This is a genomic window from Priestia sp. YIM B13486 (genome assembly GCF_042787865.1).
Taxonomy (GTDB): domain Bacteria; phylum Bacillota; class Bacilli; order Bacillales; family Bacillaceae_H; genus Priestia; species Priestia megaterium.
Genome location: NZ_JBHZOZ010000003.1, coordinates 558818 through 584257, shown reverse-complemented (window position 1 = coordinate 584257; position 25440 = coordinate 558818). Strand labels below are relative to the sequence as shown.

Genomic DNA, 25440 nt, shown 5'->3' with positions numbered 1-25440 from the left:
CCGCATATAATCTGGCAGCTTTCTTTTTAACTATATAATTAAAATTATATTTTTTTTACGTCAAAGATGTCAGTTGCGGATACGTTTAAATCATCCTTAAGTCTAATTATATGGTTATCATAAGCATCCCATTGCTCTAGAAAACTCTTAGCTAAATAAAGTAAACAAGCCTTTAAAATATAAAATCTTTTCTGTTTATTATTAAATTTATAATACACATCATGGTCAATGATTATATCTTCAATTTTAGCCTTAAAACTTATAATATAAGGGGCTGATTTTTCTATCCACTCCTCAATTAGGTCTGTTCTTTTTAATACATTCAACATATTATCCAATATCTCAGGACAGCGTCGTATGTGTCTTACATCCCCATGTTTATGAATTTCGCCTCCAAACAGAAAACCGTTTACACATTTGTCAGTTACACCTTTACTGTTCCCTTCTAACCTATTCGATACCATTCTAGCTGCACCACTATTAAAAGTCTCAAAAAAGTGTGACCAGTCTATAATTTTCCCTCCATAAATAACTTTCAATTTGCTCTTTTCCTTTCGAAATGAAAATCCACGTTCATAAAAAAACTTACTTAAACAAGTATCCATAGTTAAGGCATCAAACAAATTATGAAGCGGCACTTTACTAATTTCATCTCTATTTAGGCGAGTTGTTAAATGAGAAAGCGTAATACCTTTCATATTCATATCCAAATCAATTTCCTTATCAGTGAATTTATGTACAAAGAAAAAAAAGTGTTGAAGATTAATTTCATCTTCATTGCATCTAACTATTTTCATACAATTACTCGTTATGTAATGTCGGATGTAAATAGGCTCGATTGAAAATAAACTCCCCATAGATTTGTATAGCATGTCATGATCGTGTGTTAAAAGAATCCCTTTTAAATTTTCCATATACTCATCCTTTTTAAATTCTTTAATACTCTGTAAGCACCTACTGTCCAATGGAATTAATCCTCAGCTGTCTTTAGTACCCCATAATTATTTTGTCTTGGAATCGAATTAAGAATATCCTAATAAATATAATCAAATTTATTCCATTATTATAGACTGATATACTTATTAAGTAGTACAAGATATAGTATTATATATATATATTATAAAACAAAGGAGAAATATATGGGACAAATTTTCATACAACACACGGCTACAAGTTTAAGTGAATTTGTAGAGGTAATTTCATCTATTAATAATTTAGAAAAATATCAGGGTGAGGAATTATGGTATAGAGGACATAGTGATTCGGAGTGGCGTTTGACACCTTCTGGCTTTCGCAATATGCGCCCTGATAAAAATGTTAGGGGTTATGATATTTCTACATCAAGTATTAGCGAGGGAGATATACATATTGGACCTAGTTTGGGGAATATGCTCCAAGAATTTAAACGAAAGGCTTTTCCTTATTTAAAACATGAACCTAAAAATGATTTTGAGTGGATGTTTTTAGCTCAACACCATGGTTTGCCTACAAGACTTTTAGATTGGTCATTAAATCCTTTAGTTGCTCTTTATTTTGCTCTGGAAAAAGCGCCTATAAAGTCTAATTTAAGCATTAAAGAGTGTCTTTCTGAGTTTGAGCATAATGAACTTGCAAGTGATGGAGCCGCAGTATTTGTAATGAATCCAGCAGAAATTAATCAGGAAACCCAAGGCATTTCTAGACCTATTGATATAGCATCAAATCCTGAAAAATGGCGTAATTATTCCGAAGCTTCAGATGAAAGAGAGTTATTACCTATTTGTGTATTAGGGAATTACATAGATGAACGCATTAGATTCCAGTCAGGTAATTTTACATTGCATGGGGATGTTATTTGGCCACTAGATTACTATACAGTGCTTGAACAGAAGTATCATAAAATTTTTATACCCTACAATTGCTGTGCACAGATATTTAAAGAGTTAAGAAACTTAGGTATAACAAAATCTTTCATCTACCCAGGTCTCGATACATTAACTGAAGATATCTCTCAAAATGAATTAGACAGATTCAATATTAGAATGCTCCAAAAAGGTTAATCATACTCTAAAAATTCAGAGGTTTATCTCCACTTAATACTCAAATAAAAAAAGACACATCACTAACAATGGTTTAACTATTAACGATAATAACTATATCAAACATATTCCTAATTTAAGGAGATTTATTAATGAAAAAGTTTTATTATTCATGTTTTTTTGTATTACTTATTTTAGTTTTATCAGCATGTAGTAGTGAAGACAAAACTTCTACTGATGAGACTGATACTAGTGTAGATGCAGACATCTCTACTGATGAGACTGATACTAGTGTAGATGCAGACATCTCTACTGATAATATTTCTTCGCCTAATACGGATATTTCTACAGCAGATGGTGACGATTGGGTCCAATTATCTACTGCTCAAAAATTAGTTATGACTCAAGAGATAATATCTAATTTAGAAATTAAAGGTTATACAATACTAGCCGAACCTCAATGGTTTATTGATGCTCTTGACGCTTACTATGGAGATCCATCAACAAACCCAACTAAAGTAGTAGAAATATTTGCGATGTCAGGTGTAGCAGCTGAAGTAGTAATTAGTAACGAATAATTGAAAACTCTAGATCAAATTAATTTAGTAATCCTTTATAGATAACCCTCATTGCAAGAGAGGGTTTTTCCTTTTGATTTAAATAATGTCAGTAATATCTCCACATAAAAAATCGCTTTCTATTATATAGTGCATATAGTAGAGAATACATTAAAAGAATTATTAGGATTACTTTTAACCGCATAGTCGAATAACATCTTACGCATTGTCCCGTAAAGGTATCCTCGCAATGAGTCTAACGAGCTTTCCTTACGTAATTTACGCAATTTAAAAGCTGCAATAGATTCACGAAAGGCTACGACTGCTACAGAAGTTAACTCCTCTAAAGGCTGATCGATTTTGCTATGAATATATGCAAGTCGAATCTTCCCCCATAGTTCAAATACCGTTTTAGTATCGTTGTAATATAGCGATGCTAGTTCAGCAAATTCGCTAGGAATAAATTTAGGCATCGGAATTGCTTTATTAGTTACGCTTTCTTTACGTATTGCTTTATTATTATTTGTTGTTTTATGTAGTGTTTTTTGGTGTTGCATTTCGGCTGCTTCTTGTGTTGCATTATCGATTTTTGTTTGTTCTTGTACTCGCTCTATAATCGGCTGAATAACGATTGCACAAGCCGTCTGCTGCATATCTGAGCTACGTTTCATATCGTATTGCTTAATAACTCCAAGCTCTTCTAGATGCTTACAGACTCGAATAATTGTCGCACGGCTTTTATCTACTAACTTACCAATGCTGGCTTTCGTAAGAAATGAAACACCTGTATACTTCGCCGAATGACACTTCAATACATCTAATACCAAAAGCTGCGTTTTATTTAGCTGATCGCAAAATTGTTCTCTATAATGACGTACTGCTTCGTTAAGCTGGTCAATCGTTTTAAAAGGCGACAGGTTCCTATATGTTTGTTCGCTTGCGATAATTGTGATACCTTTTTTCTTTTTCATATCGTATTCTCCCCTGTTAAACGGACAAATAGGCACATATGTTTGGTTTTATAGCCACACTTGAATAAGCGTTGACTTCCTACGCTTTTTTCGTTACCATTTAATTGCTGATTAGATGGGCGTCTGTTTTGTGCAGATGTCCTCTTTTTTATTTTTTTCTATTTTTATGGCGTTTTACAACCTTCTTCGTAGATTCATCTATTAAATTAATTGGCGAATATTTATCATGTTGATCTCTAATCGTTGAGTCAAGAACATGTGCATAAATTCTACTCGTTATGGTCAAATCTGCATGTCCCAAAATCTGTTGTAGAACTCGTATATTCCCCGACTGGCGAAGAAACATCTCACTGGCTGTATGACGCAATAGGTGCGGATGAAACTGCTTTTCTATATTATTTTCTTTTAAAATACGGTTCACGTGTGTTCTAAAAGTATCTGCGCACAATCTCTTACCGTGATTTGTAAGAAAAATATACTCGGATTCGAATGTCTCTTTATTCTCTACAATTAATTCTTGCAACAACTTTACCGTTTTTCTAGAGATAGGAACGATGCGAAACTTATTGCTTTTTGTATTTTGAAACGTAATAGAACGTCTTTCAAAGTCGATGTCTTCTTCTCTTAAATGTAAAACTTCGTTTACACGCCCCATGGAGTCCAACAACGTATGTAGAGCGACATACGAACGAAATTGACTATAGTAGTCTTTATTAAAAGAGTTTAATATTTGTTTTATCTCTTCTGCTGTTAATGTTTTCACCTTTTTCTGAGGAAACTTAATATTTTTTATCTCATGAAACACATTTTTAGTTAAGAACCCCTCTTTAATAAGCAAACTGAAAGCAGAACGTAACTTGATCAAATAAGTATTTGCGGAAGAAGGCTTCAATCCTTTGGTACTGATTTGACGTATATTACTATTTTCATGAAGAATTTTTTCATTTAACTGCCAACTTAAAAACTCTCTCGCCTCATTTACTTCTATGTCATGTAGCATTTTGTTTTCTCCGAAATAAAGCTTTAGATCATTAAAAACTAAATCGTATAAGTGGATAGTTATTTTAGACATTCCTTCTAGGGCTTTTATTTTAATAACGACTTGTTTAGCATCCTCAATAGTAATTAAAGAATTACGTATCTTATTTCTTTTTAATTTTCGTTTTTGGCGCAAAAGAAAAAGCAACCCCCTCACGTATCTTTTTAATACATGACGGAAGTTGCCTTGTTTTATGTCGTGTTTTTATCAACAAAGATTTAAAAGGATTAATTCCGCAGGTAAATAAAGTAAAACCTTATAATACCAACGCTCAGCTCTACAATTCTTCTTCTGCTTTGTCATATTTGCGTTCGTGCGCCGTATCTTCTTCGTTATCACGAATGGTTTTTTGGAGCACAAAAGCAGACATTGTTAAGTATAAAGTTCCAACGGCATAATAACCTTTTACCGGTAATGATGCATCTAAGGTATAAATTCCTATAAACATAGCTAATAGTGCTGTAATAAAAGCTGTCCATGCTAAAAATGTAAAAGCTGCTGTATTACGCTTTTTCATCGTATGACCTCCTCTTTTCCTTTTTCTGTTAAGCGTCGCTTTCATTTTACATTGTAAAATAATTGTTGTCATGGGTATTTATAGTCAGTTACCCTTTTAATCAGAACAAGAAACGGAAGATTTTAGGTCTTACATCCTATTTTTATCATAAAGCTTTTTTTCGAAATGATTAGATATATGGAATTTCTCTTTAAAAGTATGTTCATTCGTTTTCATTAAGAAAAGCTCCAAGTAATTATTGCAATAAAAAAATCATCGCCGAGACGATGATTTTTTGTTTAGCCTTCAAAGTATTCTTTATAAAAGCCGCCGACTTGGCCAGTGTTATCAACAACAAAATAAAACTCTTCTGTTTCATTTTTCACATCATATGTTTTTCCTGCTGTTAAGATATTTTCAACCACGAATTTTTTTGCATCTGTATGTATGCATTTTACTTGTTTAATGGTTGGACGATCGTTCCATTCTAAATGAATCATGTATGTACACTCCTTTGTTTTCATTCAAGATTCATTTTATCTTACTTGAAGTAAAAAAGAAACGGAGCGAATTTAAAAATTAAAAAATTCGCTCATGCACTTTTTTTTTGGCAACTGTTGCTTGTACAAACTGTGCCGTTTGTGCAACAATTGTGTCTTTATCAAAATCCATCGACGCAACATGGTAAGAGTTTCGAAGCATGTGCTGCCTTTTTTCTGCTGATTGAATATGGTTTAAGATATAAGCTGAATTCTCAGGCGGTACTACGTTATCAACTGTTGATGTTAGTACTAAAGCCGGGCACGTTACATAAGATAAGCGTTCTTTTGTTTCATCCATTAAAGAAAGCAGCTCACGCATAGAGCGCACGGGCACTTTATCGTACGTAATTTCATGTACGTTTGGATCTTTAATATCAGGATGCTCTTCTTTTAAATAACGAGGCGTATGACGAGAGCGATAAGGCTCCATTGAAGGAATGGACGTCATAGCCGGATTAATTGCAATAACTCCGTCAAGGTCTAATCCTTGGCTTGCTGTATGAAAGGTAAGAGTGCCTCCCATGGACTGACCCAAAATAAATACATGACGGCATTCTTGCTTCAAACGCTGATACCCAGTTAAAAAGTCTTGCTTCCATTCCTGATACGTTGTTTGTTCAATATCATAGTAGTGAGTACCATGTCCCGTTAGTCGCAAACCGTACACAGTAAAACCTTTTTTAGCTAATTCTTTTCCGATATATTCCATACTTTGAGGAGTCCCCATAAATCCATGAGAAACAAGTATACCAATGTCGTTGCCTTTATAATAAAAAGATTCTGCGCCTTGAATTACGTCATAACGTTCCATTTTCTTCACCCTTTACCACAAATTTTCTGACTAAATGAACTATCTTTATAGTACACCTATAATTCCTATAAGTCAACTGGGGTATTTATTTTTTTGCGATTTAAAAAAACGAAGCAAGAATTATCTCTTGCTTCGTTCTTTTTGAATATGTGGAAATACTAGCTCAGCAAACGTATATGCTTCTTCTAGATGCGGGTAGCCTGATAAAATAAACGTATCAATTCCTAGCTCTTTGTACTCTTTTAACCGATCCGCTACAATTTCAGGACTGCCAACAAGAGCAGTTCCAGCACCTTCTCGTGCTAAGCCAATTCCCGCCCATAGATTCGGAGCAATCTCCAGTGCACCTCTATCTTTTGTGCCACTGTGCAAACTTGACTGTGTTTTTTGGGCAGTGGAGTCAAATGAGGCAAACTTATCTTGAAACGCTTTGATCGTATCATCATTAACATGTTTAATTAATTTATCTGCAGATTCCCACGCTTCGTCTTCCGATTCTCTTACAATAACGTGCAGGCGAATACCAAAGCGAATGTCCCTGCCTTCGTTTGCAGCTTTTTCTTTCATCTCATCAATTTTTGTTTTAATCACCGCAGGCGGTTCTCCCCATAACAAATATACATCTGCATGCTTTGCTCCTACTTCTTTTCCTGCTGGAGAAGACCCGCCAAAGTACAGCGGAGGATACGGTTTTTGGACAGGAGGCGATGGAATATACGCACCTGTTACATCAACATGCTCTCCTTTATAATCCACTTTTTTTCCTTCCATTACATCTCGCCAAATCGTTAAAAATTCATCTGTTAACTCATAGCGTTTATCGTGGCTTAAATAGTTGCCGTATGTTGCTTGCTCCACGGGATCTCCTCCCGTCACAATATTTAACATAAGTCGGCCGTTTGACATTTGATCAAATGTCGAAGCCATCCGTGCTGAAAGTGTTGGAGACATTACACCCGGGCGAAGTGCAATTAAAAACTTCAGCCGATTCGTAACGGAAGCAAGTGCCGATGCAATCACCCATGAATCTTCACAATTTGAACCAGTAGGCAACAAAGCGCCGTCATATCCTAGATAATCCAGTCCATGTGCGATTTGCTTTAAGTAGTGAATGTCGCTTGTTCTGCTTCCTTCGGTTGTGCCTAGATAATGTCCGTCGCCTGCTGTAGGGAAAAACCATAAGATGTTCATTTCTATTTCCTCCTAAATATTCTCGTATTCTATATAAAACGTTTTCATATTGTTTGTTTAATTCTTGTCCGCTAATTATAGAGATGCATTTTTATATTAGCGTATGTAATACGACTCTTTTTATTTATTAAATTAGTAAAATCATAATACCTCTTTAACCTATATGTCAAGTATGAATTGGAATAAAAAAAACAAGAATTAAAAGTAATTCTTGTTTTCTTTATTTCCTCATACGTGAAGCCATCGCGTTAGCAAGGGTTGATTTTGTTGATATATTTTCAAACGATAAACCTAAATGAGAAGCGGTAATCGCGATTTCAGGACGTACCCCAGAGATAGTTGATTCTACACCTATTAATTTTAATGCATCAATCAGCTGGAAAATCTGATGAGCAACCATCGTATCAACAATAACTACTCCTGAAATGTCAATATAAAGGTGATTCACTTGCTGTTCAGCGCAGCGAGTTAACGTATTTTCTAAAATTCGGCGCGCTCTTGCTGTGTCGATATCCCCAACAAGCGGAAGAATCGCAATATGATCGCTTAATGGAATAACTGGCGAGCTCAGCTCATTGATCAGCTCTTTGTGTGCTTCAAGCAACCGCTTTGAATGCTGATGGTGCTCTTCTACAAATTTATAAACGGTGATATCAAATACGCGTACAATCAGTTCGTTCCATTCGTCTAGTTCTTCTTGCGTAATATCTTGCTCGTACTCTTCTACAAATTGATTTAAATACGTTAAATACTGTTTTCTAACTCGGAAAAATTCTCGAATAATATAATGAATAGGCGTTCTTACATGCTCTCCGTCTTCCGCAATCTTTAAAATCCACGTTTCAAATGAATCAAAAAATTCTTTTTCACTTTTTATAAATACATCGGCTATGTATAAATGGAATTCATTATTTTGATCTTTTAATACTGAAATGACTTCCGGATGAGTAGATGCATAAACCGATTCTGGGTCATTGTCTTCAATGCTTTCATACCATTCTTCCGTAAGTTGATCTGCATGTTTTAAAAAAAACATTCGAAGTGCTTCATTTTTATTCAAAACGATTCCCCTTTCCATACCAGCTACTACTATCATTATAATTCAACTTTTTCACCCTTACTAGTTTTATGAAAAGAGAAGAAAGAAAATTATTCTTTTAAATACGTGTAGTTTATGATTTTATGCTACATTGAAAATAGCTATAAAAACACAAAGGAGTTTTCAAATGATACGAACGTTAGCTCTTACGAACGATGACAAACTTGTGAAACATATACAATTAGATCAGATTCACGATCCCTCTATTCAGTACTATTGGATTGACTTTAACTGCCCTTCTGAAGAAGAAGCGCTGCTGCTTCAATCATCCTTTCACTTTCATCCGTTAGCGATTGAAGATTGCTTTCATTTTCTGCAGCGCCCAAAACTCGATTATTATGAAGGATACAGTTTTTTTGTCCTTCATTCGTTAAATCGTCAAACGTTAGAAGCTGAAGAAGTTGACCTTTTTATCGGCGAAAATTATATGGTTACTTTTCATTTTCACCCGTCAGCTGCAATTGATAAAGTATGGGAAAAGTTGCTTCATACACCTTTGATTCAAGAAAAAGGAATAAGCTATCTTGCTTATTCTGTGATGGATAAAGTGGTAGATGAATATTTCCCCACTGTATATCAGATTGAAGATGAGCTGAATGATATAGAAAACATAGATGCAAAAAAATCCATTTCTGTTTTAATGGAAGATGTATTCAAACTTCGAAGTGATTTGCTAAAAATCAGAAGAACTATTCTGCCTATGCGCGATTTGTTGTACCGTGTTATAAATTCTGAACGCCTAGATGTTCACCCTGAACAAAAAAGGTATTTTAAAGATGTCTATGACCACTTATTAAAATTAGCCGATATGATTGAATCAAATCGGGAAATGACGTCTGATATGCGCGATAATTATCTTTCTCTTAATTCAAACCGGATGAATTCAATCATGATGACACTGACTGTTATTTCATCTATCTTTATCCCCCTTACCTTTATCGTTGGCGTATACGGAATGAATTTTGAAAATATGCCTGAGCTAAAGTGGCACTATGGCTATTTCTTTGTGCTTGGCTTCATGGGACTGATAACGCTGGGGTTAATTTTATGGTTCAAGCGAAAAGGCTGGTTTAATACTGATAAAGAGTAGAAAGATTGAGACATAACGAAATCAATCCAATGCAAAGACGAACAAATTGGATAAGTAAGCTAGTGCTGTCAATTTCCGCACAAGACTTCGCTTTCCGTGGGCGGCCAATGAGCCTCCTCTTCGCTTAGCCTCCTGCGGGGTCTCACCTGTTCCGCTTTTCCCGCAGGAGGCTTTGCCTTGCCTTACAATTAACAGCTATTACATACGGTAAATCTACGTTCACCATCACAATGAAAAAATCTGAACGAGTTGAATTCTCCGTTAAGAATCTGGATTGATTGTTCGGATCTTCCCATAGAAAATACGTCTGTCCCAGTTTCTTTTCTATGGGAAGATAACTTGTTATTTTCCGAAAATATTCATAAAATAACATGCTTACGTTTCCTTTTTTGAAAAAGTTTCATAAGATAGTGAAAATAATGCTCAAAAAGGAGGCTGAAGTAGTGGATATTAAAGGCAAACACTTGCTAATGGATGCGTTCGAATGCGATGAAGTGATATTAAACGACCCTTCACTCTTAAGGAGAATTCTTGTTGAAGCTGCACTAGATGCAGAGATGGAAGTTTTGCACTGTTATTTTCACCAGTTTATGCCCCAAGGCATTACAGGCATTCTCGTATTAGCTACCTCTCACTTGTCTATTCATACGTGGCCGGAGGAAAACTACGCTTCATTAGATTTTTATACGTGCGGAGACAAAAAAATAATTGAAATCGGTTATGCGTTGCTGAAGCAATTAGCTTCAAAAAAAGCTGTTGTGTATTCGATTTCTCGCGGAATTCAATACGCCGAAACTCCAACAAAAAATCGTCAGCATGCTGAAAACACTCGTCTTCTCAATCGTGGAGATGACTCAGATCACATTAGTCTAAAGCAACTCTTATCAGGCCAGCATGACATTTTGTTTCATCAAAAAAACCGTATTCAAGATATTCAGCTGATTAAAGCATCGGATATTCGAATGTATTTGGATGAACAGCTGCAATTTAGTTCATTGGATGAACATGCGTACCATGAAGCTCTTGTACACCCTATCTTTGCAGCTTCCTTACGTCCTCACCGCATTCTTATTCTAGGCGGTGGAGATGGTTTAGCTTTACGAGAAGTCCTTAAATATAAAGAAGTTAAAGAAATAGACCTTGTGGAAATAGATGCTGACGTTGTAAATGCTGCGATGAATGTAGAAGAATTAAAGAAGTTAAATCAACGCTCATTTGAAGATTCTCGTGTCACCGTTCATATTCAAGATGCTGTTGACTACCTCTCTTTGAATTCAGCGTGTTATGACATCATCATTATTGACTTTCCTGATCCTACTAACGAAAAAATAAGTGCTCTTTATACAAAAGAATTTTACGCACTTCTCCACCGTTCACTATCGCGCAGCGGCTTGGTCGTATGTCAGTCAAATTCTCCTAGAGACACACCTATCGTTTTTTGGAGCATTAATAAGACGATGAAAGCTTCTCAGTTTTATACGTTGAGCTACCACACCATTATTCCTTCTTTTGGAGATTGGGGGTTTCACATCGGCTCGAAAACACCTTTGTCTGCCCCTATACTCTCTACTGATGTTTCATCTACTACGCTGCCGGCAGACTTTACTAAGTTAATGCGTTTTTCTCCCCATTCTCTTTCCAAAAAACAGTTTGCAGTTGTGAACTCTGCTGAGCACTTGGTTCTGCATAAAATATTTAAAAAAGAAGGCTTATATTTGTAAAAAAGAAAGCTTGGCTTATACATTCCTTTTCTTTTGACATACTAAAACAGTCTCGTCACCACTGTGCAACAGAAAGGATTGTTATGAGAAAAATTTCGGTTTTTGTTATCTTAGTGCTAACTGTTATTTTCCCTTCCCCCGCTTTTAGCCAAGTGAAAGTGCCTGTATTGATTTACCATTCTATTGATACCTACACAGGCCACGGGGAAAAAGAACTGTATGTGACGCCTGAAAATTTTGAGAAACAACTTCTTTATCTTAAAAAGCAAGGATATACGCCGCTAACATTTGAAAAATGGCAGGAACTAACGCGTGTGAAAAAACCTATATTTATTACATTTGACGATGGATATAAAAATAATCTTACTATCTTGCCCATTTTTCAAAGAGCAGCCAGCACTCAATTTCATCCAGCGGCTACAATTTTTGTGATTTCAGATTTTATCGGCCGTCCCAACCGTTTGTCGCCAGCGGATTTAAAAAAATTTGTTGATTCAGGATTTTTTTCTATTCAGTCTCATACTGCTACTCATCCGGATTTAACTAAGACGAAAAATTTATCCTATGAGCTAGGTAATTCAAAACGGAAAATTGAAGCCATTACGAGCCAGCCCGTTATTGCTCTTGCTTACCCTTACGGAAAGGTCAATAGCCGTGTAGTGGAAGAAACAAAAAAGAATTATACATTTGGTCTTTCAACAATTCCAAAATTTTTCACTGAAAGCGGACAAAAGAATGAAAACTATCTTATTCCCCGTCTGTATGTCACGTATTCTACAACGGTTGAAGATTTTGCTAAGCTATTAAAAGAAAGCTAAAAACCCTTTCCTTTTAAGGAAAGGGTTTTTAGAATTTTGTTATCTCTAGTCCTCGCTCTTGCTGCCATTCAGCATAAAAAACTTCGCTGTATTTTTTAATTTTCTTGATTGCAAGCTGTTTTTTTAACCATTTTTCGTCTACGTTTGCTTCTTTCAAATTATCAGGCACTACTTTTCCATCCATGATTAAAGCAATCGGTAAATTGGTTTGAGAATAAGGGATGTTTAAATCATTTTTCGTCGGAGGGCCGAATTCATGTTTAGGAGCGACGCTCACCTCTCCATTTGTTTCTAAAATGACGTATTCTGCTTCATACAGTGAAAAATACCCTTGCTGTCTCATTAGATGCTGAAGCTGATTCAAGTCCAAGTTGTTTTTCTTAAGCTCTTTATAAAGGATTTTCCCTTTATAAATAATCATTGAAGGCTTTCCTTCAAGAATCCCTCTAAATCCTGTAAAGGTTTGAGATAGCTTTGTCACTGCGTAGATCAGAAGCCCCCAAATCAAAACACTATAAAGAATTTCAGTTAGCTCTACTCCTTTTTCAAGAGCTGCGTCCCCCACAATATTTCCCAGGACGAGCGTGGTAATAAAGTCAAACGGAGTGATTTGAGCAAACTGCGTCTTACCTAAAAGCTTCAGCATAATAAATAGCGCTAAAAATCCACATATCAGTTCAATCGCAATATCTTTATACATCGATACCCTTCCTCTATAGCAAGCATGTTATAGTATCAGTTTGTATCATATGTGAGAGTGATAAACCTGACTTTTTATTTTTCTTTCCTCCTTTCTCCAGTTATAGAACTTTTGATTAAGCTTTTTTCTTACTTGCATAGGTTTCTAACGTTGCATATTGATTAAAAATGGATGCGGCTGCTTTTTTCCCTACATACCTAAGGTGCCATGGTTCGTATTTATAGCCGGTAACCTGTTCTTCACCTTCAGGGTATCGAATAATGAATCCGTAGTGATACGCATTTTTTGAAAGCCAATGAGCCTCTGATGTAGCACCGAAGCAGTCTGCGGCAGCACACATTCCACTTCCTCCCGTGACATCGATTGCTAGTCCCGTTTCGTGTTCACTTGTTCCAGGGTAGGCGCTATAGGTGCGTGCTTGTTCTTCTCCGTCTCGCTTTGCGTAAAATGCAAAAAGCTCTTTTTGACGCTCGTGAGATCGATAACCGGATACACCAAGTAAGCTGATTCCCTCTTTTTCAGCATCTCCGAAAAGTTCTTCAAGCGCTTGTGCTGCAGGCTTTCTAAGCATTCGTTTTTCTATTTTTTCGTTGAAGATAAACGGAACGTCGGCATAGACTAAATCGGAAGGCTGATAGGATTCAGGAAGCTGATGCTTTTTATTAACTAAAGCCGTAATCGATCCTGGATTGGCTATTACCACTGTTTCGTCTACATTAGGTTTCGTTAAAGTTGGAAAAGCTGATGAGCTTTCTAGTTTTTGAGCCTGTCCATTTTTTGTGAATTCTCTGGCAGGCTTTAATGAAGAATTGCTTGTTCCGCACCCTGCTATCATCAGCGTAAAAGCTAAAGAACAAATAAATAAAAAGTATTTCATGATGTCTTACTCCTTTCAAACGGCTTTTGATGCGCTACAAAAGCCTATACAGAAAGGATAAAATATAAATGTTTCTGTCTGTTATTCAGTTGTTTCAAACTTGTAAACACTCTTAAAAAAATTCAAGGTGTGAAAAAATAGAAATAGACTGCCTAAGCAGTCTATTTCAAAAAGATAATATACGTATGAACTTGATTTTGCGTAAAGCTCGATGCAACTAGTTTATTTCCTGATTGACTCCAAGCAAGCTGATCAGCGGCATAGTCTAAATTTACGTTTAAGTGTGTAACATCTCCAGTTAATCCATCTGCTATGAATATCCCTTTATCTCCCTCTTTTTCAGAAATAAAGTTATAGGCTAATTTCGAACCGTCGGGAGACCAGCTTACGCCAAAAATTTGAGTGGACAGAGCAAGCTGAAAGGCCTCTGATCCTTTTAAATCTGTGATAGACAGCGTTCTCGTTTGGGCATCTTTTTGCTGAACGAGCGCTAATTGTTTTCCGTTTGGAGACGGGATAATCGAAATCACATTATCTCGGATTTTTTCAGGGTCCGTCTGTTCGTTATGAAGAAAAAAAAGCTGGTTGTTTACACCAATATAATAAATACCACCTATTCCTTTAACTGCATCTAAGATTCGATCGTCTCTGTGCAACAGAGGTTCTGCTTCTCCTTTTATATTTGCTTTAGAAAGCTTTCCTTCCATTGTAATAAACATTACTTCTGAATTATTAAGCCACTCTCCGCTTGATGGATAGAGAAGAACATTCTTTATTTTAACCGTTTTTTTTGTTTGAAGGTTCATTATATAACCAAATGTATCTTCGCCTTTTGCTACTTTATAAAAAAGATATTCACCATTTGGAGAAAGCTTGGCCGCATGTTGAATTTCATTGCTTGGATGCAACACAAAAGTAGACTTGTTTTTTAGATTATAAGTAGCTAAATTCTGTGCATATACCTCTTTGGGACCGAAATCGTGCGAACGAAATTGTTTATTTTCTTTACTAACGATCATTGTGTTTTCGTTTAAAAATTGAAACGCCCTTACGCCGTTAATATCCTGAACATCTTTCACTTCTATTTTTCCATTTTTATCTACTTGGTCCAATACAGTAATTTTCTTGTCGGGTTTTTCAACGGTTTCTCTATGGCTTTCTTTTTGTCCGCATGATGTTAAAATAAGAAAAGTGCTTGCTATACATATCATTAATCTATACCGTTTCAATAACGGTTCACTCCTTTTAGCTAACTCATTTCTCTGTTTTCAAAGGAAACGACACTTTGAAAATCGTCCATTTAGAGTCAGAATGGTGCAGCTTGATAACGCCTTTTTGTTTTTCAGTTAAATCTTTGGCTAATGCTAAGCCAAGGCCTGTACCTCCGGATAAACGCGACCGATCTTTATTTACGGTGAAAAATGGTTGAAATAATTTCTCTTCTGCTTCGGGTGGAATCCCTATTCCGGTGTTAGCTACATCCACAATAATAGAATTCTCTAAAGTGTAAGACGTTACTTCCACTTTTCCGCCTGGTTCATTATATTTAATAGCATTGTCAATTAAATTGATAAAAATGTGTATTAAGCTTTCACGATCAGCCCAAACAACTGCTTCTTTGATATTTGTATGAAGAGTCAAATCAAATTTAGCTGCTTTTCCTTTCATACGATCGCATATGTCTTCTAGAAGCCGCTTCAATTCAACTTGCTCTGGTCGCTGCTCGAAATCATATTTTTCAAGCGCTGAAAGCTTTAAGATTTTATCTACCATTTCATGAAGGCGATTCGTTTCTTTACGAATATTCTGCACGCCGTCTTCCATAAGCTGAGGATCATCTCGATACATATCAAGTAAGTCAACATAAGCTTTGATCGATGTTAAAGGCGTCTTAAATTCGTGGCTGATGTTACCGATAAACTGCTTTTGCTGCTGTTCAAGAGACTGCAGTTTCGAAATAGCAAATTCAAGCTTTCTTTTTTCTTCATTCATTTGATCGATATTTTTTTCAATCGACGTACTCATAAAAAACAAGCCTTGACTAAGCTCTCCAAGTTCATCGCGTCGTTTAAACGGCACATCAGTCAAATAATGGCCTTTTCGAATCTGCTGTGAAGTTTTTTGAAGGGTAGCGATGAGCGAAGCAATGCGATAAAAATAAGCGTAGCCAATTAAAAAAGCTGCTGCTGCTGCAATCGTTCCTCCCATACGAAATAAGTGCCTAATATCAGCTATAAACTGCTGATTATTTTTTAGGGAATGGTCAAAACGGATGGCTCCAATAAATTGATTATCGATTGACACAGGTGCGAAGTAAATAAGGGAAGAACCCGAGATTTGATAGGCTATTTTTTCTTTCAAAGCATAGCTAAGCGTATCAGAAACATCCACATCTTTTTGGCCGATGGGAATAGAGCTTCCTGCTTCCTGTCCTTTTTGATTATATAGGACTGTTTGCATTCCGCTTTGTGATGCAATCGAAGATGCAAGGCGCTGTCCTTTTTGCTGAAGAAAAGAATCTGTATTCAGAGACGGGTCACCGGTTAAATAACTTTGATGAATCGTCTGCTCCGCTGCTTTGCTTTTTTGAATAAGTTCACTTTCTAGCTGATCACGCTGATTTGTCTCAATTCCTTTTAACACAAGTACGCTCAGTACGGTTACTGTTAAAATAATTAAAAAAGCAAGAACGAGTCCCATCTTAGCTTTTAGGCTGATTTTCATTCATTGATCCCTGCTGTCGCTTTATACCCAACCCCATATACCGTTTGAAGCAAATAAGGTTCTGCTTCTCCTACTTTTTTTCGAAGGCGCTGCATGTGAATGTCTACCGTACGTGTACCGCCTGCATAATCCATTCCCCAGACAAGATCTAGTAAATCTTCTCGTGTGTACACTCTCTCTAAATTGGCAAGTAATAAAGCAATAAGATCAAACTCCTTTGGTGTAAGCTTAACTAACTCATTGGCAACATGTAACGTGCGCTGAATTAAGTTCACCTTCACTTTTCCCACCGTGATTTCTCCCACAGCTTCAGGAGCTTCATTTTTTTCCATTCGCCGAACAAGTGCTTTAGCTCTAGCTACAAGTTCTCTTACGTCAAAAGGCTTGGTCATATAATCATCTGCGCCTAACTCTAAGCCTAGAACTTTATCGACGATATCATTTTTAACCGTTAACAAGATAATCCCCATTCCTCTTCGATTCTCAAGTTTTCGGCATACTTCATAGCCGGTTAATTTCGGCATCATCACATCCAATATCATCACGTCAGGTTGAAAGCTTTTTACTTTTTCAAGTGCTTCTTCACCGTCAGATGCGGTGTCTACAATATATCCTTCGCGCTTGAAAGCATAGGATACCGCTGTAGCAATACTTTTTTCATCATCAACTACTAAAATCTTTTTATTCAATGTATCACGTACTTTCATTTGATATTTCTATTCGTCTATCTTATCAAACAGCTTTCCCAAAAACATCTCCAAGTTGTTTCGAAATTGTAAACAAAAATAAAAACACCATATAAGATGGCGTTTTTTTAGATCTAATATTCATTTGTAAAAGGAAGGATTTTATGCGTATTCAAATATTGATGAAGCAGATCTATACGCTGCTCGCTGCTAATAAAACCAATGTATCCGTCCGGTCTAATAACGTACAGAGCATCTTTTTGAAGCCCTGCTTTCTTCAAGTAAGGGTTCCAAGAAAACTCGTGCAAGGAGAAGTCTTTTTCTTGCATGCTCTTTTTTAGCTTCTCTGCTGCTGTTCCATAGACATGTATTTGCCAGTTTAAAGACTGTAAAGATTCAAAATTCCCTTCTACATAAGGTAATCGATCACCACTTTGCACATTTGTCCCTTGCCCGCTGCTTAAGTCACTATTTCGATACTTAATGCGGATTTGAGATAAAATCGTAAATGCTTTGTGACGGGGATAAGGGAAACGAAATAAAAAGGATAGTACAGGCGGAAAGATATGCTTCCTAAAAAATTGACTCGTTTTATCTCGTGCCACCATTCGCTTAAAAGCGCGATCAGTTGTATTTACAAGCAGCTCTGCAAAAGGCAACCTTTCTTCTTCGTATGTATCTAATATGGAAAGTGCCGCTTTGTGTTGAAGGACAGCTGCTAATTTCCATGAAAGGTTGACTGCATCTCCAATTCCTGTGTTCATTCCTTGTCCCCCTGCAGGACTATGAATATGGGCTGCATCTCCACTTAGAAAAATACGCCCCTGTCGGAAACGACTTGCTACTCTGTGATGGATATGATATGTCGAGAACCAATTTATACCCTCAACCTGAGCACCAAATGTTCGTTGAATAAAAGCGTAAATGTTTTCAGCTTTTACATCGTTTTGCCCCCCAAAAGTTGAAGGAATAATGCCGATCATTCGATACGTTCCTTTACTTCTAACGGGCATACAAATCAAAAATTCTTCATTGCTAAATGAAATACTGATTTTTTGATCCTTCATCACTTCACCAGAGCCGTGAACATCCATCACATAAAAATGCTGTTTATATTTTTCTCCTTTAAACTCTATCTTCATTTGCTTGCGAACGGTACTGTGTGCTCCGTCACATCCACAAATATACTTAAAATAAGCGGTTTCCTCTTGTTGTGCTTTTAATAAAGTTTTTACCTCTTCTCCGTGTTCAGCTAGAGATAGTAACTCCGTCTTCCATTCTACTTCGATCCCAAAATTTTTTAATTTTTCAAGCAGAAACCGCTCGTGGTCGTCCTGTGGAAATGTAAGAACAAAAGGAAAAGGACTTAATCCTTCTCCTAAAGATCCTAAATGAACTTTTGCTTTTATTTTATTCTTCACTCGGACGTATACATCTTCCATCTTAATCCCGCTGTCTATGACTTCATCTGCAAAACCGAACTGCTGATAAAATTCAAGTGTTCGCGGTAAAATAGCCATTGCCCGGGAGGCTTGCCCAGGTCCGTCGCTTCTATCAATAATTCGAAAAGGAATGTTATGTCTGGCTAAATTATAGGCCATAACGAGGCCAGTAGGGCCGGCACCAACGATTAGGATTTGTGGATTCATCATCATCTCTCCTTTTCATTCAGTTACAGTATCTTTTATATTGAGCGAGACTCCTCTTTTTTTACAGAAGATGCAGGTAAAGCAGAAGCAAACAGAGCACACAAACTTATTAAAGAGATAAGAGCTAGAGCAGATACAGAAGGATTCCATGTCAGATGTTCTCCAAAGAAAAATAGTTCTCTTACGCCATCTACCATAAATCTCATCGGCAGCCATGGATAAATCCACTCTCTATAAAAATCAGGCATAATTTCTGGGGCCATTGAAAGCAAAGGTGCGCCAAAAAATAGAACAATAACGAAAATCGGGAGTCCCTTTAGTCCTAGCCATGAAAGTACGGCTGATATCAAGGTGAAAAAACTGAAGTAAGCAATAGCTAAGAATAGTGCTGTATCCAAAAATGAAGGAACGCTTATTCCAACTACTTCAGCTAGCCACACAAGCCCAAAACCAGCAGCTAAAGCAAGTATAACCCCGATGATTACGAATCCTACTTGGTTAACGATTTTCTCTTTACGAGAAGAAAACGTGATTTTTTGAAGGCTGAGGAAGACCATTGCAGCACCGGCTATACTTGCCATCCACAGCGGCTGAAATAATGAAACGGGGGCATTTCCGTTGACACTATGAGTCCCTGTTTCGTTTACGTTTATCACTGTCTTTTGAATCGGTGCAGCGAGTGCTAATGCTTGGTTTGCACTTAGTTGCGTTCCGTTTTGTTCAAATCTTTTCACTAGCTGCAAGCGCATATTTTCATTCATCTTATCAACTGCCCCGTTTAGCACCTGACTTGCTAGGATTGAAGCAGCTGTATTCATTCCTTGATTCACTAATAATTTAATAGCAGGTGCATCAGGCTTAGCCGTCTGAAGAGTCGACTGTTTTTTTGTGAAATCTTTTGGAATGATAAGCGCCCCGTAGTATTGTTGATTATTTAACCCTTTTTCAACTTCTTTAGTATTTGAGACAAAGATCCATTTAACCGAAGACTGTTCGGTACTTGCCCCTTTCGTATTTTGTTCGATTTGATTTCCTATATTTACATTACCCTTTGCTGGAACTGTCATTCCTTCGTCAGCATTTACGAATGCGATTGGCAAATTCTTAGGTGCTGAGCTTGCCGAAGGAATTAAGGTTAGAATAAAGATAAAAATAACAGCTACTACTATAATTGGTGAAAAATATATAAGCTTTTGATTACCTAATTTCATGTAGATCTCTCCTTTTTATTTTAAGGATATACACGTTAACGAAAAGATAATGTACATGATGTTGATTAGTGATCACTATGTAAATTATAATAAATTTACCTGTATTCTCAATATGCAATAATAGCGGGAATGTCGATTACTTAACACAAAGCATATAACTGTTCATTATTAAAGAAAAAAGTAGGTGTTTAAAAGCTGTGGGGAATTCAAAAACAGATCGCAGAATTATTCGAACGAAAAGATTTATCCGAGATGCTTTGACAGAATTAATGGAAGAGAAAGGGTTTGAAGGTGTAACGGTCAGGGATTTGACGAAAAAAGCGGATATTAATCGCGGAACTTTTTATTTACACTACCAAGATAAATACGATTTGCTTGAAAAAAGCGAAAATGAAGTTATTCAAGAGATAAAAGAATTTATCAAAAAAGCAAATCCCAATGAGATTGTGTCTGCTAATTTAAAAGAACAGCCTTTGCCGTTTATTATTACACTTTTTGAATATATTCAAGAAAATGCACCTTTTATGCAGGTTATGCTTGGTCCAAAAGGAAATCCTGGCTTTCATCTTAAAATTAAAGAAGTTATGAAAACCAATATGCTCGAAAAATTAGAACTTATGGATAATAAAACGCCTCCGCTTGTTCCACTTGAACATTTAATGTCTTACGTAACGTCAGCGCATCTTGGAGTTATTCAGCACTGGTTAGAACAAGGTATGAAGCAGTCACCGCGAGAAATGGCCCTGACACTCGCTAGCATGACTTTTTTGGGTCCTGCTTATGTTGCAGGCATTAAACGAACATAAAAGAACCTGCTATTCTCTAAGAAAATAGCAGGTTCTTTTTATTAACCTTCTAGTAATAAAGATTCTGGATCTTCTAATAGTTCTTTAACAGTAGCTAGGAAGCTTACGGCTTCTTTGCCGTCAACGATACGGTGATCGTAAGAAAGTGCAATGTACATCATCGGACGATTTTCGATACGCTCTTCATCAATTGCTACCGGACGAAGCTGAACTTTATGCATTCCTAAAATACCAACTTGAGGTCCATTTAAAATTGGTGTAGACATTAATGAACCGAATACGCCGCCGTTTGTAATTGTGAACGTTCCACCTTGTAAATCTTTTAATGCTAATTTGTTGTCGCGCGCTTTTTTCGCTAAATCAACGATAGATCCTTCGATACCAGCGAATGTTTTGCGGTCAGCATCACGTACAACTGGAACAACAAGACCGTCTGGAGCTGACACAGCAATACCGATATCATAGAATTTTTTAATTAATAACTCGTTTCCTTGAATTTCAGCATTTAATAATGGATACTTTTTAAGTGCTGCTACTACTGCTTTTGTAAAGAATGACATAAAGCCAAGTCTTACGTCGTGCTGTTCAAAGAATTTGTCTTTGCGTCGTTTGCGAAGAGCCATAACAGCAGTCATGTCTACTTCGTTAAACGTTGTTAGCATAGCCGCTGTTTGCTGAACTTCAACGAGACGTTTGGCAATTGTTTGACGACGACGTGACATACGTTCGCGTTCAACAGGTTTATCGCTATTTTCACTTGCCGCTGGAGACGGAGATACCGGGTTAGCTGGCTTACTTGCTTGTGCCTGCTGCTTTTGCTCATTTGATTTTTGGTCTGCATACGAATCAATATCATGTTTGCGCACACGGCCAAGAGGATCAGTAGTTGGCACTTGATCTAGCTTAATCCCGCGTTCTCTTGCTGCTTTGCGAGCTGCAGGAGAAGCAATTAGCCATTGTTTTTGATTTCCTTGCTGAGGCGCTTCAGCTGCTGGCGCTACTTCTTCAACAGTTTTTTGCTGAGCTGGAGCCGCTTCTTGCTTTGGTGCTTCCTCTGCTGGTTTTTCTTCAGCTTTTGGTGCTGCTGGTGCTGAAGCTCCTTCTTTCGCTTCAAGACGTGCAATTGTTTCACCAACTTGCACTGTGTCGCCTTCGCCAGCAAGAAGTTCCGTTAGTACACCAGAGTCTTCAGCAGTAATTTCAACGTTAACTTTATCTGTTTCAAGTTCAACGATATAATCGCCTTTTTCAACGAAATCTCCTACTTGTTTTAGCCATTGTGCAACTGTTCCTTCAGAAATTGATTCTGCTAATTCCGGTACTTTAATCTCTCCCATGGTTCATTCCCCTTCCTTATCGTGTAACAACGTCGTTAGCAATTTCATTTTTAGTTAATGCATCTTGTAAAATACGTTCTTGTTCTTGTCTGTGAACTGTTGGATCTCCTTCAGCTGGACTTGAGCGTCTTGTGCGTCCGATGTAGTCAACCGTAGCTCCTTCTGGTGCTACTTCACGCAGTCGATCTTCTACATAGTTCCATGCGCCCATGTTTTCCGGCTCTTCTTGTAACCAGACAATCTCTTTTAAATTTTTATAGCGAGCAAAGATTTCAGCAATTACGCGTCTTGGGAACGGATAAATTTGTTCTAGACGAAGGACGTGTAGCCAATCTTTATCATCTTCTGCTTTGTTTAGGCGTTCCGTTAATTCACTGCTGATTTTTCCGCTGCACAGAACGATTCGTTCAACTGTATCTTCTTTTTTGCCTAATCCAGGCTGTTCTACTACTAAGCGGAAAGAGCCTTTTGTAAACTCTTCAAGGTTTGACACACTAAAAGCATTACGAAGCAAACTTTTTGGTGTCATAACTACTAGCGGTCTTACTTCTTCGCGCTGTAAAATGGCAGCTTGTCGTCGAAGTAAGTGGAAGTATTGTGCAGCGCTTGTTACGTTTGCGATTGTCCAGTTGTTTTCACCAGCTAGCTGTAAATAACGTTCTAGACGAGCGCTTGAGTGTTCCGGTCCTTGACCTTCATGGCCGTGTGGCAGCAATAAGACCATTCCAGATTTTTGTCCCCACTTAGCACGGCCTGCTGCAATAAACTGGTCAATAATAACTTGACCTGCATTGGCAAAATCACCGAACTGTGCTTCCCAAAGAACAAGCGTTTCCGGAGCAAATACATTATAGCCGTATTCAAATCCAAGAACGGATCCTTCTGATAATGGACTGTTACGAATATCAAAGGAAGCGCTTACGTTCTTCATTGCGTGTAGTGGTGAGTAAACATCCCCTGTCTTATGATCATGAAGAACAAGATGTCTATGTGCAAACGTACCACGTTCAGAATCCTGGCCTGTAATACGAATTGGCGTGCCGTCTCTTAAAATCGTAGCAAATGCAAATGCCTCACCCAATGACCAATCTACGCTTTCATTTTCTTCAAACGCTTTGGCACGTTTAGATAAGATGCGATCAAGTTTTGGAAATACGTTAAATCCTTCAGGGTATTTCACCAGCTCTTGATTCACTTCAAACAGCTCTTCTTTTGTAACCGATGTATCAATATCTGAAATTCCTTTGAAGACTGCTTGTGGCATTTCCATAATTCTATGTTGCTTTTCAGCTTTTGGCGGTACTTTCTCATAAGCTGCTTTTAACTTCGCTTGTAATTCTTCATTAATTTGATCTGCTTGGCCGCTTTGAATTACGTTTTGTTCTTCAAGCTGCTTTGCATACATAGCACGAACCGTTGGACGTTTTGTCACAATTTCATACATCTTCGGCTGCGTTACAGACGGTTCATCCATTTCATTGTGGCCAAATCGACGGTATCCAATTAAATCAATCAAGAAATCTTTGTTAAAACGTCTGCGATACTCATAAGCAAAGTAAGCAGCAGCTAGACAGGCTTCCGGATCATCCGCATTTACGTGAACAATTGGAATTTCAAATCCTTTTGCTAAGTCACTTGCATATTTCGTTGAACGAGAATCGACGCTTTCTGTTGTAAATCCAATCATGTTGTTAGCAATAATGTGGATTGTTCCACCTGTTTGATAACCAGTCAATTGATTTAAGTTCAGCGTTTCTTGTACTATACCTTCACCAGGGAACGCAGCATCTCCGTGAATTAAAATCGCGAACGATTTTTTTACATCTTGTTTTGGGTATCCATTCACATCACGCTCATCTTGAGCTGCTCTTGTAAACCCTTCCACAACCGGATTAACAAACTCCAAGTGACTAGGGTTGCTAGCCAATGTCAAACGAGCTCGAACTGTGTTCTCTGCTTTAATTTGTTTGTCGGCACCCAGGTGATATTTTACGTCTCCCGTCCAGCCGTAGTTGATACCGATTGAACCTTCTGAAGGAACTAATTCCTTGTTAGGTGCATGCTGGAATTCTGCAAAAATCATTTCATACGGCTTGCCTAATACGTGTGCTAATACATTTAAGCGTCCACGGTGAGCCATCCCGATATTAACCGTTTTTGGGCTTGTTTCCACTGAGCGTGCAATCAGTTCATCTACAAGTGGAATTAACATATCTACGCCTTCAATAGAAAAGCGTTTTTGTCCGACAAATGTACGGTGCAAAAATTGTTCAAAGCCTTCTACTTCTGTTAAACGCTTTAATACAGAAGTTCTTTTCTCATTTGAAAGAGGTTGGAAAATAGCACCTGACTCGACCATATCAGTCAGCCACTTATTCTCTTCCATGTTATGTACGTGATGGAATTCAAACGCAATGGTTTTTGTGTAGACATCTGTTAAATAGTTAATTGCGTCTAAACCATTTTTGACGTGTGATGGCGCATTCGTACATAAAATATCAACCGGAATTGATTTCAAATCTTCTTGCGTTAAATTGTAATCTTCCAAGTGAAGCAAGACAGGATCTTTCTTCTCGCTTTCAAGAGGTTTAATTGATGCGTATAGATGACCATAAGCACGGATGTTTTCCGCTAGCTTAATAGCCGATGCAATTTTAGATGTGTTAGCTGAAGGTGCAGCCTGTGCGTATTCAGCTTGCTGAACCTGCTCGCTTTCGTTTAATGGAGGAGCACCCCAATAATCAAATAATTCTTTTAACTCTGGATCTACTAGATCTGACTGCTCTTCATATAACTCATACTGTTCTAATACATAGCCATAGTTCGGACCCAAAAATCCTTGCCAAGGCTCCCCTCTATTCGACGTTTCGTTACCCATGATAAAACCCCCAACGAGTTATAATAATTGTCGTACTCAACAATCTTTCCATTTTGAATGTCGATTACCTTATCGTCTGACATCTTTACAACGAGTGATAAACCTCACTGCGTGTGTATCTGATATCTGCTTATATTTTACCACTCTTTTACTCGTCAATCAAAATGAAATCGCTATATTTCTTTAATTTTTTTTACTTTTTTAATAGTCTTACTACTT

Annotated in this window: 23 protein-coding genes; 6 read left to right on the top strand and 17 right to left on the bottom strand. The window is 37.2% G+C overall.

Annotated features, from left to right (window positions below; translation table 11 throughout):
* Positions 1–44 precede the first annotated feature (44 nt).
* Positions 45–914, bottom strand: a complete 870-nt coding sequence (locus tag ACFX4G_RS11400) for a hypothetical protein (RefSeq protein WP_334036428.1) — start codon at positions 912–914, stop codon at positions 45–47.
* Positions 915–1139: 225 nt separating this feature from the next.
* On the opposite strand from ACFX4G_RS11400, the gene ACFX4G_RS11395 reads away from it, so the two are divergent.
* The gene (locus tag ACFX4G_RS11395) at positions 1140–2039 is read left to right on the top strand and encodes an FRG domain-containing protein (RefSeq protein ID WP_334036430.1); all 900 of its coding nucleotides are present in this window, start codon (positions 1140–1142) and stop codon (positions 2037–2039) included.
* A gap of 131 nt (positions 2040–2170) precedes the next feature.
* On the top strand, positions 2171–2596 hold the full coding sequence (locus ACFX4G_RS11390; protein WP_377574667.1) for a hypothetical protein: 426 nt from the start codon (positions 2171–2173) through the stop codon (positions 2594–2596).
* Between the two features lie 122 nt (positions 2597–2718).
* On the opposite strand, the gene ACFX4G_RS11385 is transcribed toward ACFX4G_RS11390, so the two are convergent.
* The 7 genes from ACFX4G_RS11385 to ACFX4G_RS11355 all read right to left on the bottom strand — a co-directional run bounded on the left by ACFX4G_RS11385 (position 2719) and on the right by ACFX4G_RS11355 (position 8721).
* A complete protein-coding gene (locus tag ACFX4G_RS11385) occupies positions 2719–3546 on the bottom strand; it encodes a helix-turn-helix domain-containing protein (protein WP_377574665.1) in 828 nt (275 codons plus the stop codon).
* Positions 3547–3694: 148 nt separating this feature from the next.
* A complete protein-coding gene (locus ACFX4G_RS11380) occupies positions 3695–4720 on the bottom strand; it encodes a tyrosine-type recombinase/integrase (protein WP_353636592.1) in 1026 nt (341 codons plus the stop codon).
* Positions 4721–4862: 142 nt separating this feature from the next.
* Entirely contained in the window at positions 4863–5102 is a 240-nt protein-coding gene (locus tag ACFX4G_RS11375) for a YiaA/YiaB family inner membrane protein (protein WP_013057577.1), read from the bottom strand.
* Positions 5103–5380: 278 nt separating this feature from the next.
* The gene (locus ACFX4G_RS11370; RefSeq protein WP_377574662.1) at positions 5381–5581 is read right to left on the bottom strand and encodes a DUF6501 family protein; all 201 of its coding nucleotides are present in this window, start codon (positions 5579–5581) and stop codon (positions 5381–5383) included.
* A gap of 79 nt (positions 5582–5660) precedes the next feature.
* Complete coding sequence (locus ACFX4G_RS11365; RefSeq protein ID WP_097825149.1) at positions 5661–6434, bottom strand: alpha/beta hydrolase; 774 nt, start codon at positions 6432–6434, stop codon at positions 5661–5663.
* 120 nt (positions 6435–6554) lie between these two features.
* Entirely contained in the window at positions 6555–7625 is a 1071-nt protein-coding gene (ssuD, locus tag ACFX4G_RS11360) for an FMNH2-dependent alkanesulfonate monooxygenase (RefSeq protein ID WP_075420825.1), read from the bottom strand.
* A gap of 220 nt (positions 7626–7845) precedes the next feature.
* Positions 7846–8721, bottom strand: a complete 876-nt coding sequence (locus ACFX4G_RS11355) for an STAS domain-containing protein (RefSeq protein WP_097825150.1) — start codon at positions 8719–8721, stop codon at positions 7846–7848.
* Positions 8722–8851: 130 nt separating this feature from the next.
* Here ACFX4G_RS11355 and corA point away from each other — a divergent pair, with 130 nt between their 5' ends.
* The 3 genes from corA (at position 8852) to ACFX4G_RS11340 (ending at position 12353) form a co-directional block, all read left to right on the top strand.
* Positions 8852–9814: a magnesium/cobalt transporter CorA gene (corA, locus tag ACFX4G_RS11350; protein WP_043981566.1), complete on the top strand. Its 963-nt coding sequence runs from the start codon at positions 8852–8854 to the stop codon at positions 9812–9814.
* A gap of 443 nt (positions 9815–10257) precedes the next feature.
* Positions 10258–11535: a polyamine aminopropyltransferase gene (locus ACFX4G_RS11345; protein WP_377574657.1), complete on the top strand. Its 1278-nt coding sequence runs from the start codon at positions 10258–10260 to the stop codon at positions 11533–11535.
* An 83-nt stretch (positions 11536–11618) separates the two neighbouring features.
* On the top strand, positions 11619–12353 hold the full coding sequence (locus tag ACFX4G_RS11340; protein WP_318331205.1) for a polysaccharide deacetylase family protein: 735 nt from the start codon (positions 11619–11621) through the stop codon (positions 12351–12353).
* A gap of 28 nt (positions 12354–12381) precedes the next feature.
* On the opposite strand, the gene ACFX4G_RS11335 is transcribed toward ACFX4G_RS11340, so the two are convergent.
* From ACFX4G_RS11335 to ACFX4G_RS11305, 7 genes are all read right to left on the bottom strand, one after another.
* Positions 12382–13053 carry a DUF421 domain-containing protein gene (locus ACFX4G_RS11335; RefSeq protein WP_047932399.1) on the bottom strand — a complete coding sequence of 224 codons (672 nt, stop codon included), beginning with the start codon at positions 13051–13053 and terminating at the stop codon, positions 12382–12384.
* 115 nt (positions 13054–13168) lie between these two features.
* Positions 13169–13930 (bottom strand): M15 family metallopeptidase, encoded by a 762-nt coding sequence (locus tag ACFX4G_RS11330; RefSeq protein ID WP_377574653.1) that lies wholly within the window; start codon positions 13928–13930, stop codon positions 13169–13171.
* 161 nt (positions 13931–14091) lie between these two features.
* Positions 14092–15159: a TolB family protein gene (locus ACFX4G_RS11325; protein WP_377574650.1), complete on the bottom strand. Its 1068-nt coding sequence runs from the start codon at positions 15157–15159 to the stop codon at positions 14092–14094.
* Positions 15160–15184: 25 nt separating this feature from the next.
* Complete coding sequence (locus ACFX4G_RS11320) at positions 15185–16654, bottom strand: sensor histidine kinase (RefSeq protein WP_318331202.1); 1470 nt, start codon at positions 16652–16654, stop codon at positions 15185–15187.
* Positions 16651–17343: a response regulator transcription factor gene (locus ACFX4G_RS11315; RefSeq protein ID WP_043981650.1), complete on the bottom strand. Its 693-nt coding sequence runs from the start codon at positions 17341–17343 to the stop codon at positions 16651–16653. Before ACFX4G_RS11315 ends, ACFX4G_RS11320 begins: the two co-directional genes overlap by 4 nt.
* A 131-nt stretch (positions 17344–17474) precedes the next feature.
* Positions 17475–18989, bottom strand: coding sequence for an FAD-dependent monooxygenase (locus tag ACFX4G_RS11310; protein ID WP_255255809.1), 1515 nt, complete (start codon positions 18987–18989; stop codon positions 17475–17477).
* A 35-nt stretch (positions 18990–19024) separates the two neighbouring features.
* Entirely contained in the window at positions 19025–20200 is a 1176-nt protein-coding gene (locus tag ACFX4G_RS11305; RefSeq protein WP_097825158.1) for a YhgE/Pip domain-containing protein, read from the bottom strand.
* A gap of 197 nt (positions 20201–20397) precedes the next feature.
* Here ACFX4G_RS11305 and ACFX4G_RS11300 point away from each other — a divergent pair, with 197 nt between their 5' ends.
* Positions 20398–21006 (top strand): TetR/AcrR family transcriptional regulator, encoded by a 609-nt coding sequence (locus ACFX4G_RS11300; RefSeq protein WP_377574645.1) that lies wholly within the window; start codon positions 20398–20400, stop codon positions 21004–21006.
* A gap of 41 nt (positions 21007–21047) precedes the next feature.
* On the opposite strand, the gene odhB is transcribed toward ACFX4G_RS11300, so the two are convergent.
* Entirely contained in the window at positions 21048–22343 is a 1296-nt protein-coding gene (odhB, locus tag ACFX4G_RS11295) for a 2-oxoglutarate dehydrogenase complex dihydrolipoyllysine-residue succinyltransferase (RefSeq protein WP_014459542.1), read from the bottom strand.
* A 16-nt stretch (positions 22344–22359) separates the two neighbouring features.
* The gene (gene sucA / locus ACFX4G_RS11290) at positions 22360–25221 is read right to left on the bottom strand and encodes a 2-oxoglutarate dehydrogenase E1 component (protein ID WP_043981558.1); all 2862 of its coding nucleotides are present in this window, start codon (positions 25219–25221) and stop codon (positions 22360–22362) included.
* Positions 25222–25440 lie beyond the last annotated feature (219 nt).